The organism is Pseudomonas defluvii (assembly GCF_001695625.1).
Taxonomy (GTDB): Bacteria; Pseudomonadota; Gammaproteobacteria; order Pseudomonadales; family Pseudomonadaceae; genus Aquipseudomonas; species Aquipseudomonas defluvii.
Window position 1 is genome coordinate 1 of the sequence record NZ_MBPN01000138.1, and the last position, 10400, is coordinate 10400.

The window sequence follows — 10400 nt, forward strand, 5'->3', positions numbered from 1 at the left end:
GTTTGGCGGGGTAGCGGGCGGGATAGCCGGAGCCACGCTGGGTGAGCAGATTGATGACAAGGTGCTGGCTAATTACGAATGCCTGGAGTGTGGTTACAGCTTCAGCGTCAATCGTTAAGCCGTTGTGATCAGACGTCGTTTGCTGAAACGACGCCCTTTCCCATTCATTCGCAAGGAATCACTCCAATGGCACATCTCATCGAAACCATGGCCTACGCCGGAGCCACCCCTTGGCATGGCCTGGGCAACAACCTGCCCCGCAAACAAGCTATCGAAGTCTGGCAACGTGAAGCTGGCATGGACTGGAAGATTTTGGAAAGCCCAGTGCACTTCAAGTCGGACGCGGTCGGCCACCTGGGCGCTATCCACTCCTTCCCTGAGCAGAAGGTGCTCTTCCGTTCCGACACCAAGGCCCCTCTGTCGGTGGTCTCGCAACGCTATCACACCGTGCAGCCGCGCGAGGTGCTGGAGTTCTACCGCGATCTCACCGAAATCTCTGGCTACGAGTTGGAAACGGCCGGCGTGCTCAAGGGCGGGCGCAAATTCTGGGCACTGGCGCGTACCGGGCAAGATGCAACCCTCAAGGGCAACGATCAGGTCAACGGCTACCTACTGCTGGCCACCTCCTGTGACGGCACCCTGGCCACCACAGCAACGCCAACCACGGTGCGGGTGGTGTGCAACAATACTCTGACCATCGCCTTGGACGGCAGCAGCCGGGCGATCAAGGTACCGCACAGCACTCGCTTTGACCCGCAGACGGTGAAGAGGCAACTGGGCATCGCCGTCTCTGGCTGGGACGAGTTTATGTACCGCATGAGGGCTTTGGCTGATCGTAAGGTGCAGTGGCATGAGGCCCTGGGCTTCTTCATGAACGTTCTGTGTGAAACCAATCCAACCGCCAAATTACCGGAAGTACTGCCCAACGAACGCGCGCTACGCAAAGTCCAGGAGTTATACGAGGGCCGTGGTCGCGGCAGCCAGCTGGACTCGGCACGCGGCACGGCCTGGGGCCTGCTCAATGCCGTGACCGAGTATGTTGACCACGAACGCCGTGCCCGCAGTAACGAGTACCGCCTGGACTCGGCCTGGTTTGGTCAGGGGGCGCAGATCAAGCAACGCGCCCTGGATGCCGCGCTGCAACTCGCCGCCTAACTCTCACTCACATCAACCCTTGCGCCCGGTCAGCCTTGTGCTGGTCGGGCGTTTTTATGTCTGCAGGTGAATACGATGAAAGCAACGTCATTGAATGGCAGCACCCGCAAAGCCCGCCCTGCCCTGCGCCTGGTCAGCACCAAAGAGCTGCCCCGCGAAGACTGGCTGCAGATCCGCAAGCAGGGCATCGGCAGTTCGGACGCCGCCGCTGCGGTCGGCCTTAATCCGTACAAGTCGCAGCTGGAGCTGTGGCTGGAGAAGACTGGCCGCGATGCCAGCATGCCCAAGGCCGATCCTCAGGATGAGGAAAACCCGTTGTACTGGGGCAATGTGCTGGAGCCCATCGTGGCCTGGCACTACAGCAAGCGCAGCCAGCACAAGGTTCGGCGGATCAACGCGGTGCTACAGCATCCCGATCCGGCGCTGCCCTGGATGCTCGCCAATATCGACCGCGAGGTGATCGGCGCCCCAGAGGTGCAAATCCTCGAATGCAAGACTGCCGGCATAAACGGGGCACGCCTCTGGAAAGAAGGCGTGCCCGAGTATGTGCAATTGCAAGTCATGCACCAGCTCGCCGTCACTGGCAAGCAGGCCGCTGATGTGGCGGTCCTGCTCGGTGGTCAGCACCTGGAAATCCATCGCATCACACGCGACGAGACACTGATTGCACGACTGATTGATCTGGAGCGGCTGTTCTGGGATTACGTCGTCAGTGACACACCGCCACCGGCCGATGGCACAGCGTCTGCGGAAGCGGCATTGCGCTGCCTCTACCCTGAAGATAACGGACAGACCCTGGACTTCAGCCAGCACACAGAGCTGGCCAGCACCTTCCTGGAACTCAAGTCTGTTCGCCAGCACATTGCCCAGCAGGAGACACGTGAAGCGCAGCTCAAGCAGGTTCTGCAGCAGGCCATGGGGGACGCCACCCGCGCAGAGTTTGCCGAAGGCTACATCAGTTGGAAGAAGTCCAAGGACAGCATTGGTCTGGATGTCGAACAGATGCTCAAAGACAAACCGTACCTGCAGGCCCGCTATCCCAAGGCCAAAGCCGGAAGCCGTCGCTTCCTGATTGGCTAAAGCTTTCTCCTCACCCTAGCCACCTGGACCGCCCACGCCCCGGTGGCTTTTTATTTTCAGATCAAGGAGTACCACCATGCTCAAAGGTTTAGCCATCACCCCACCGGTACTCGGGCGCATTTCCATCGGCAAGGTCGTCGAGAAACACGGCAAGCGTCTACCCGAGAAAGACGATCAGTTCACCATCACTTCACAAGTCCAGAGCCGTGACGGCTGGTTGCTACATCCACTCAATGAGGAGCTCCGCAATGGCCAGGACGGCAAGCTGCGCAGCATTCCGATCCGCTTGTTGTTCAACGAACCGGACCTCAACTTTCGCGCGGACTACAGCCTGTTCGACCGTACTACCGGCAGGCCGTTGTGCGTCGGCAATGGTGACACTTGCAAGCGTTTGACAAAGGACGGCATCCAGTCGCTACCCTGCCCTTCTCCCAATGGCTGCTCACTGGCCCAAGGCAATGCCTGCAAGCCTTACGGTCGGCTGAACGTGGTGATTGGCGATGACGACCCACTGGGCAGTTTTATCTTCCGAACCACTGGCTTCAACAGCATCCGCACCTTGGCAGCGCGACTGCATTACCTGCAAGCCATCTCTGGCAATCGCCTGGCCTGCCTACCGCTGGAACTGCGTCTGCGCGGCAAATCCACCCGTCAGAGCCATGGCACACCAATCTTCTACGTCGATATCACAGTACGCAGTGAACTGAGTTTAGAAGACGCCCTATTGGCAGCCAAGCAACTGGAGGAAACCCGGCAAGCCTCGGGCTTTGACCAGAGCGCCTTGGATCACGCAGCCCGGCAGGGCTTTAACAATGGCGCTTTTGAAGACAGCGAGGAGGACAGTGGCACCATTGTCGAGGAGTTCTTTCCCGCTGTTGAAGCCCCATCCAGCAACGCAGAGCCCCAACCGACAGCGCCTTCAAAGCGATCACTGGCTCAGAAACTGGAGGCTCAAGCTATCGAGCACAGCGCTAGGCCTTCCGTTCAGTAACGCTCTCCTCAACCTCTCCAGCCTGCTCCCCATTCGTACAGGAGTACCGTCATGAAATATCACAAGCTCAAAGCCCGTGAGGCGAGTGGCACCTACATCATGGAATCACCTGTAACCGAGGCCGACATCCTGCAGATGGCGAAACAACTGGCCATGAGTCGTCTGTCTAAAGGCCAGGCACTGACTGAGCCGAAGCAGGTCTTCAGCCACCTACGAACGCTGCTGCAGTACCACGAGTATGAAGTCTTTGCCCTGCTGCTGCTCGACTCCAAACATCGGGTCATAGGCTTTAGAGAACTGTTCAGAGGCACTCTGGATAGTGCCACTGTGTACCCGCATGAAGTGGTCAAGAACACTCTGGAGCACAACGCCGCGGCCATCATCATGGTTCACAATCATCCCTCCGGCGACCCAGAGCCCAGCCAGGCGGACCGCAACTTGACCCACAAACTGAGGGAGGCACTAAATCTAGTCGGGGTACGGACGCTAGACCATATCATCGTGGGCCGCGAAGGCTGCGTGTCGCTGGCGGAACAAGGCTATTTGTGAGAAGAAGAAAAATGACACTATTTCGCGTCTTGGCTGCGGCTGTCATGTTCGCTGGCATCTTCGCGGACTGCTTGGCACTCCTGCTGCTGGTGATTCTGGGGCTCCGCTTTCCACCGCTGCTCATCGTCGCGCTTTAGCCGTGCTGGATACTGAGTTGGCTGCAACGGGGCTAATTCACTTGAACAGATCCCGCTGATGTTCTTTTTTTTGCCAGTCAGGCAGAATCCAACGCCCGATTGAATTTCAACCAAGCACCGATGAAACTGCTCAACACCTACGACGACCGAGATGAAGCCGACGCTGCTGCCGAAAAGCTCAGCGGGGAAAAGCGTCTTGCCAGCGAACGCGATGCCACCGTGGTCATCTACAACCTGTTTGGTATACCGAGCTGGGGCAATTTTCATCGCCTTGGCATGTACAACCTGGTCGAACTGAAAAACCTGCTGGAAAAACGCAACATTTGGCAGCTTGGCGAACAGGCCAGGCACAGCCGCGTGTGACAGCTGTGTCGCTCACCATGACCGGCAGTAATTCGACCCAGTTGGGGAGGCTGCCTGAGGACGCGCTGGCGTAGATGCTATTGAGTGAGCTAGTGAATAAAGGCAAGGCTTGAATCGAGATCCAGGCTTGGAACCGAAGGAGCGAGTAAGTGGCTGTTGAGAAGGCAAAGATCACGTTTTACCGCGCTCTTCAGTGTGGTTACTACCCGAGAGGAGAGGCAGATGTTGCTGCCTTCGGAAACTTACAGAGCACGCTTGTCGATTTGGCTGGCTGGAGCAATGGCAAACAACTCGCGGCTACGAAAACTTACGAAGCAGTTGATGGTGCTGATTTTCTCCCTGCGTACCTTATGGACATCACGTCTGGAGAGGACAGCTGCGTTGTAACGATGTGGAATCAGACGCCAGCCACAGAGGGCAAGGTCGCTGCCGCGATTGGCACATCCAATGTCGGCAACGCAGAAGTGGTTATGAACGATCTCCCCAAGGGCGGCATACCTGGGTTTGCGACCTACTTCTGGTTCATCCCATCTCGAAATGTTTTTGCCAGCATTCGCTTTCAGCATTTGGTTACGGGCCAGAAACCTATGCAGCAATACATGGAGTCGTTCTTGGGGACGTCCTCCAAGCATGTAGCTTGGACCGATCCACAGCCTGGCGTGGATGTCGAAGTCGCCGGATACCTAGAAGCTCCTGGTGGTGTGGTACAAGACTTGAATCCCCGCTTTAGAACTCAGCTGTTTAAGAAGCCGGGGGCTCATGAGCTCATCCTCAAAAATGCGGAAATTGTTCGCAAGGTCCTGCGCAAAACCACGTTGAAGCTTGATCGCCCAGAGCAGCTTGATCGTTGGCAGCATTTCCTGGAGTGGACGCACATGCGAGAGCCTCAGCACCGTCCAGACCAGGTGAAAGTCCAATATGAACTTCCTGCGCAGCTGTCTCGCGAGGATATCGAAGCTATGATTATCGCTTGGAATGAGGGGCATGACCGCGAATGGGATGATTACGGCTTCAAGCTTAAAGGATCATCGCAGCATATTCACTGGCTCAGTCATTCCCTGGCGCGACAGGAGTTCCAGCTGGACGTTGAACAAAACAACCTGGAGGTTGTGAATTCTCAGTCATTACTGAAGGCCCTGACTGATCATCGGGTAGAAATATTGCGGCTAATTGAATGAAAAAAACTGCGCTCAAGTGCCTCGCTTGGGGAATGTCCATTGCTCTGGTTGCCACTGCGATCGTACTCGGTCGTGGTGTCCCCTTCTCGGAGCAATGGCCACTATTTGAGGCTCTGAGAACTACTGCCTCCATCATCTTCGCCGTTGTTGGCGCTTGGCTCGCGATCATCTATCCAGAGCGCCTGAGAATGTCCTTTCAAAAGGCTGAAGGCGCTCCAGTCAGCAGCAACGGCGGAATGAACACGCTTTTCACGCCGATCGTTCACTCGACGGCAATCCTGTGCATCATTCTCTTCATCGGTATGGTTGCTCCCCTGCTGAAGCGCCTCGATCTACTACTACCGCATACCGTGCCATTGCGCGGTGTTTCCTATGGGGTACTAGCCTCACTCACGCTGTGGCAGCTGTGGACCGTTGTTCTCTCTTTCGTACCAGCAGACATCGTGAAGTCTCATACTGACAGCGAGAAGCAGCACCTCGAAACTACCGAGGGATATAAGAACCAATCAAACTATGTTCCTCGACCAAAGGACGACAGTTAGCAGTCATTAAATGCTGCTCTGCAGGAAATGGTGAATTGTGGTCGCGTAGGGCTCCCAACGGGTTGCCTCTAGCTCGCCAACCAAATAGGCCTGCCGATCCTCCAGCGACCAAGAGGCCAACTCACCGAGGTCGTCTAGAACCTTCGTCTTATAAAACGAAAGAGTCTTAGCCCTCGCCCCTGAAAGTGCACTCTCATTTAGTCCAAATACGCGAATGGTCTCGGCTGCTCGGTGGGCATTCTCCGCACTCAAGCCACTACGAACACGCACATCGCCGTAGGAATGAAAGTGAAGAAAGTCTGAAGGGTCATGCTCATCGGGCTTGATGAGATGATCAGAGTTGTAGACTGCCCCCCCCGGACGGTCTTTGTAGTGACCGCAATGTGAGCTAGCACCACATGCCAAAAAGAGATTCGGCCATGCGAAAGTCAGTTCCGGATAATGCGCAGGATTTTTTCGGCGAAAGTGCTCGATATGACCTTCATGAAAGATCGTCCCTTCACAGTAGGCACAGCGCAGTCCATATTCATTAGCATCTGGCGTGGTCACTCCTGGGATACCCTGCATCTGAACCAGTGCTGCACGCAACTCTCGTTTACATTCCGAGCCAAGATCCTTCCATTTCTGAGTTCGGTAGTCGTAGGCATCCAAGCAGGCTGGAGGCGTAACGCTGGTGCGATCAAGCTTATGCATCAATCCTGCCCCCCAGGCTTGCTCGACTGGCGAACCTTGAAGCTTTGAAAGCGAATCAGCCGATCAGCATCACGCAGTACAGGATGCGCCGCGCCATAAATGGCCAGCAGCTTCCCACGCACAACCTTAGCGTCGTAGGTCTCATGCTGACCACTTTCAATGGCGGCTGTGTAATCGGCGATCAACTGCGCCTCATCCACAGGGGGAATAGGGTTTACACCCATAATGTCATTAAGAGCAATTGAGCTCTCCATGCCGAGAATCTCCTGATCCGGCGCCTGCGCCTGCCATTTTCCTTGGCCGTCCTTGAATACCACCTTAATGTTGTCGCGTTTAACAGTGGTGAGCACCTGCGGGCTGTGACTGCTAATTATGAACTGCAGACACGGAAAAGCGCGACGCAAGCTGTGCACCACCTGCTGCTGCCAAGCTGGATGTAAGTGCAAATCCACCTCGTCAATCAGCACGATTCCTGTGCTTTCCAGGGGTGAGCGTTCGCGCATGTAGCCATTAAGACGCACGCAGCGCAGGGCTAGATCAGCAACCAAGGAAATCATGGCCCGCACACCATCGCTCAGCAGACTAATGGGAAGTGCGCCGTGGTCAGGATGAACCATGGCCAACTCGTCAAAGACCACGCTGTAATGAAAATGGCTCCAGCCTTCGCTGGCCATGACAGTATCGACTGCGTTAGCAATACCTTGCAGGCGCGGTTCCAGATTGGAATGTTCGTACCCTGGCTGGGTGCGATGCTGAATGACAGCGAGCGAAGCCTTTTTCATCCACTCCTGCAGTTGTACAAAGCTGGAAAGCGACGACAGACAGTCCTCATAACCTGCCGTACGGCTTTCGGTAAGAATGGCCTTGGTGGCAACGTTCTTATGACTGACCCACAACCGTTTGGAGCTGTAGTAGCGAATGACAGGCAAAGGTGTCTCAGCGCTCGCACGCAACTGGCTCTGCAACGCCTTGCCCCACTCTGCTAGCGGAGCGGCTTCCTTAACTGTTGTCCGCCCCTTGGCACTCATCAATGCGCGTTGCCACTTGATGCTAGGTGTGCTGAGTGCGGCGTCGATAATGACTGGAAAGTTCTGCTCCTGCTCAAAACCTCCATCAGCCCCCCACAACACTCCATAACGAGCATCCGTGCGGCGAATGTGTTCAGACTTGCCCAAATCAAAAGCACCGACGAAGGGACCAAGGGCAGCAGCAATAGCTTCCAGAATGGTGGTTTTACCCTGGCCGTTGCGAGCAGCAATGACAGTTAGCTCGGGATGAAAGTCGATCTCGAAAGCTTCGAAGCGCCGATAGTTCTGTAGTCGCAGGTTTTCTAAATTCACAGGCTTTCCTCTGGCTTAATCGCTCGGGACAACAGCTCACTCAACTCGTAGTTGACGCTGCCAACACCGAACTCCGGCTCACTCTTAAATGGGTGCTTGATGTAATAAGGACCGTCCACCTGCTCACCATCCACCAACACGATGGCGAGGATGTTTTTCTCGCCTTGGTTGTAGCTGGAAAAGTTTTCGTTCTTGATGACTGTAGTTGAGCCCTTGACGCGCCCTTTGACCTCAATATAACGGTCGTCCCCGATGCAGCCATCGGCAGCAACCGGTAGACGTACAGTGATACCTGGGACACCTAACGCCCAAGCTTTGCTTGCCTGGGCCAGCTCAAAACGGGACTCGTCGCTGCGAAAAAGCATCTGGTCGCCATAACCACCGGCACTTTTCTGGTAAACGGCACTGATTGCCGAGTCACCGACCTTGTCGATACTGACGACTTTAACAACCCCGTCGCGATGCAGGCCACGAATCTGAGCGTCTTTTGTGATGTCCTCCAGCTTGACCATTTAAGCTTCCACAAATTCGTCGAATTTATCAGTCTACTTGAATGCAGCTGACCTCGTCATTCGACCCTCTCAGAAATCATGGGGTCAGTAGGAGCTTGGTCTTTGGGCGAACCTGCTATCGGCTACCCCTCAGTCGGAAGCAGCTCTTGCAGGATCAATAGCTACCTTTGCAGCTGCTCAATGTGTGCTTTCTCAGCCCGCAGTGCTGAACGCAGCTCCTGATTTTCCATCTCCCAAATGCGAGCCCAACGCACATCCCTTTTGAAGTCGAGAGCCATTTTCCAGTGCTCGCGTAGCCCCAGGCACTGGAGTACAAGCACTAGCAAGATTGCCCCCATCAACAGCAATGCACCTATAGAAACCGTATCCCACGCAACCATATTCGCCCCTCCATACAGCTCGGAAATTCAGAAGACAGCAAGACGATATGTAATTAAAAAAGACACGTCCAGAATGCAGACTTATGCAGGTAAAGAATTCGAGCATATGGAGAGGGCATGAAACGCAAACAATCCATCGAACAGGTTCGCTGGGACCTAGCTTTTCGCTATCGCCTGATTGAAACCGTAGCCTGGTGGGAAGGCCGGCTGACTACGGGGCACCTGATACAGAGCTTTGGTATCAGTCGGCAGCAGGCATCGAAAGACATTAATACCTACAGCGCTGTAGCATGCGCCCCAAAACCTTACATACGACAAGCAGATAAAAGGTTACGTGCCGAGCAAGACCTATAAACCGCTGTTCATCGATGACAACGCCAGCGCCTACCGTCGGAGCCTTCGGTAGGAATGCCATGGATCAGTGCTCCAGTAGGCGGCTGCACCGTGGACGCCGCACTGACCGCTGTCTCCTTGGCGCTAAGCGCCTTGGCATAGTCCGGTGCTGCGCTTGACTCGATTAGCAGGCAAGAGCCATCGAGAAAAATCGAGGTCGACTTGCCATCATGACATTCCCGGTCCCAAACTGAGTGTGGCTTCAGTCGCCCTACACTCAGTTGGTTCTTCATCCGAAGCTGATAGCCTCCGCAGTTGGATTTTTCCTGTCTACCGGAGTAGTGCGGTCTTGGATATCACGTGAACTCCAATACCGCGCACGTTACTATTCAGCAAAAACATGGTGGATCAAAAAGCTTTCTAGGCTGTCGTCTAGTACTCGAACCACACCGCCATTGGGTGTTGCCCACACAAGGACCTTTTTGCTCTGGTTATCGTAAAGGTAATACTGGCCGTCCCCTATATCAAGCAGAGGTACTGCCTGTGTGGGGTAGTTTGGATCCTTGGAAAGATCCTTGTAGCTCGTGAAAACGTGCAGGTAATACTCTTTTGGAATTCCGAGACCATAGGTTTCATAGGCATCGAAAACAATTACACCGAATGTTGACAGAAAAGATTTATATTCGGGAGAAAGCATAAACCCGAGGTCTTGCTGCAGAGCAATGATGCTGTCTGGATCTGCAGGGCGTGTATTGGCTTGGTGCTTATTGACCAGATTTTCTAATGTCTTCATAAGTAGGACTCGCACTCACTGCTGGTTTTCGATCTGTTCGGCTCGTGCCTTCCAGTAATCTTTTCTCTCTTTATCGAAATCTTCCCGATTTATTTCTGACTCTTTCTGCTTGTTGTGAAGCACATTGTCATTGCCATTACCGCGGTGCTCGCTGCAGGTCAGTTCAGCAAGGGGAGAGTCCTGTTTCTGGCCGATATGATGGAGTTCAATCGGCCTGCCATTGGCATCCAGCGGCGCCTTGCCCATCTGCATACGCTCAAGGTTGGTATTGCCAAACTATAGTGGATCCACCTTTTGAGACAGTGACTACGGGGTAGTTTAAGCTGTCGTCCTCGAAAGGATGACAGCAAATGG

At 54.7% G+C, this 10400-nt stretch carries 12 protein-coding genes and 2 pseudogenes; 8 read left to right on the forward strand and 6 right to left on the reverse strand.

From position 1 onward, the window contains the following. Positions 1-186: 186 nt before the first annotated feature. The 7 genes from EKA13_RS23990 to EKA13_RS24020 all read left to right on the forward strand — a co-directional run bounded on the left by EKA13_RS23990 (position 187) and on the right by EKA13_RS24020 (position 5995). Positions 187-1155, forward strand: a complete 969-nt coding sequence (locus tag EKA13_RS23990; protein WP_065761649.1) for a DUF932 domain-containing protein — start codon at positions 187-189, stop codon at positions 1153-1155. A 75-nt stretch (positions 1156-1230) separates the two neighbouring features. Then, on the forward strand, positions 1231-2235 hold the full coding sequence (locus EKA13_RS23995) for a YqaJ viral recombinase family nuclease (protein ID WP_065761650.1): 1005 nt from the start codon (positions 1231-1233) through the stop codon (positions 2233-2235). 76 nt (positions 2236-2311) lie between these two features. Beyond that, the gene (locus EKA13_RS24000; protein WP_065761651.1) at positions 2312-3226 is read left to right on the forward strand and encodes a recombination directionality factor; all 915 of its coding nucleotides are present in this window, start codon (positions 2312-2314) and stop codon (positions 3224-3226) included. Positions 3227-3277: 51 nt separating this feature from the next. Then, positions 3278-3775 carry a RadC family protein gene (gene radC / locus EKA13_RS24005; RefSeq protein ID WP_065761652.1) on the forward strand — a complete coding sequence of 166 codons (498 nt, stop codon included), beginning with the start codon at positions 3278-3280 and terminating at the stop codon, positions 3773-3775. A gap of 257 nt (positions 3776-4032) precedes the next feature. Next, on the forward strand, positions 4033-4275 hold the full coding sequence (locus EKA13_RS24010; RefSeq protein WP_065761653.1) for a hypothetical protein: 243 nt from the start codon (positions 4033-4035) through the stop codon (positions 4273-4275). A 149-nt stretch (positions 4276-4424) separates the two neighbouring features. Beyond that, complete coding sequence (locus EKA13_RS24015) at positions 4425-5453, forward strand: hypothetical protein (protein WP_065761654.1); 1029 nt, start codon at positions 4425-4427, stop codon at positions 5451-5453. Continuing rightward, on the forward strand, positions 5450-5995 hold the full coding sequence (locus EKA13_RS24020; protein ID WP_065761655.1) for a hypothetical protein: 546 nt from the start codon (positions 5450-5452) through the stop codon (positions 5993-5995). The genes EKA13_RS24015 and EKA13_RS24020 overlap by 4 nt, the downstream gene beginning before the upstream one ends. Positions 5996-6001: 6 nt before the next feature. Here EKA13_RS24020 and EKA13_RS24025 read toward each other — a convergent pair whose 3' ends face one another. The 4 genes from EKA13_RS24025 to EKA13_RS28495 all read right to left on the reverse strand — a co-directional run bounded on the left by EKA13_RS24025 (position 6002) and on the right by EKA13_RS28495 (position 8920). Then, positions 6002-6688: a retron system putative HNH endonuclease gene (locus EKA13_RS24025; protein ID WP_065761656.1), complete on the reverse strand. Its 687-nt coding sequence runs from the start codon at positions 6686-6688 to the stop codon at positions 6002-6004. Then, the gene (locus EKA13_RS24030; RefSeq protein WP_065761657.1) at positions 6688-8028 is read right to left on the reverse strand and encodes an AAA family ATPase; all 1341 of its coding nucleotides are present in this window, start codon (positions 8026-8028) and stop codon (positions 6688-6690) included. Before EKA13_RS24030 ends, EKA13_RS24025 begins: the two co-directional genes overlap by 1 nt. Then, positions 8025-8540: a protein NO VEIN domain-containing protein gene (locus tag EKA13_RS28490; protein WP_065761658.1), complete on the reverse strand. Its 516-nt coding sequence runs from the start codon at positions 8538-8540 to the stop codon at positions 8025-8027. The genes EKA13_RS24030 and EKA13_RS28490 overlap by 4 nt, the downstream gene beginning before the upstream one ends. Before the next feature lie 161 nt (positions 8541-8701). Then, complete coding sequence (locus EKA13_RS28495; protein ID WP_065761659.1) at positions 8702-8920, reverse strand: hypothetical protein; 219 nt, start codon at positions 8918-8920, stop codon at positions 8702-8704. Positions 8921-9037: 117 nt separating this feature from the next. On the opposite strand from EKA13_RS28495, the pseudogene EKA13_RS24045 reads away from it, so the two are divergent. Next, positions 9038-9308 (forward strand): annotated as a pseudogene (locus EKA13_RS24045) (BrxR family helix-turn-helix transcriptional regulator); the annotation flags it as partial. A 330-nt stretch (positions 9309-9638) separates the two neighbouring features. Here EKA13_RS24045 and EKA13_RS24055 read toward each other — a convergent pair. After that, entirely contained in the window at positions 9639-10046 is a 408-nt protein-coding gene (locus tag EKA13_RS24055; RefSeq protein WP_065761661.1) for an SMI1/KNR4 family protein, read from the reverse strand. Between the two features lie 15 nt (positions 10047-10061). Further along, positions 10062-10301 (reverse strand): annotated as a pseudogene (locus EKA13_RS24060) (HNH/ENDO VII family nuclease); the annotation flags it as partial. Between the last annotated feature and the right edge of the window lie 99 nt (positions 10302-10400).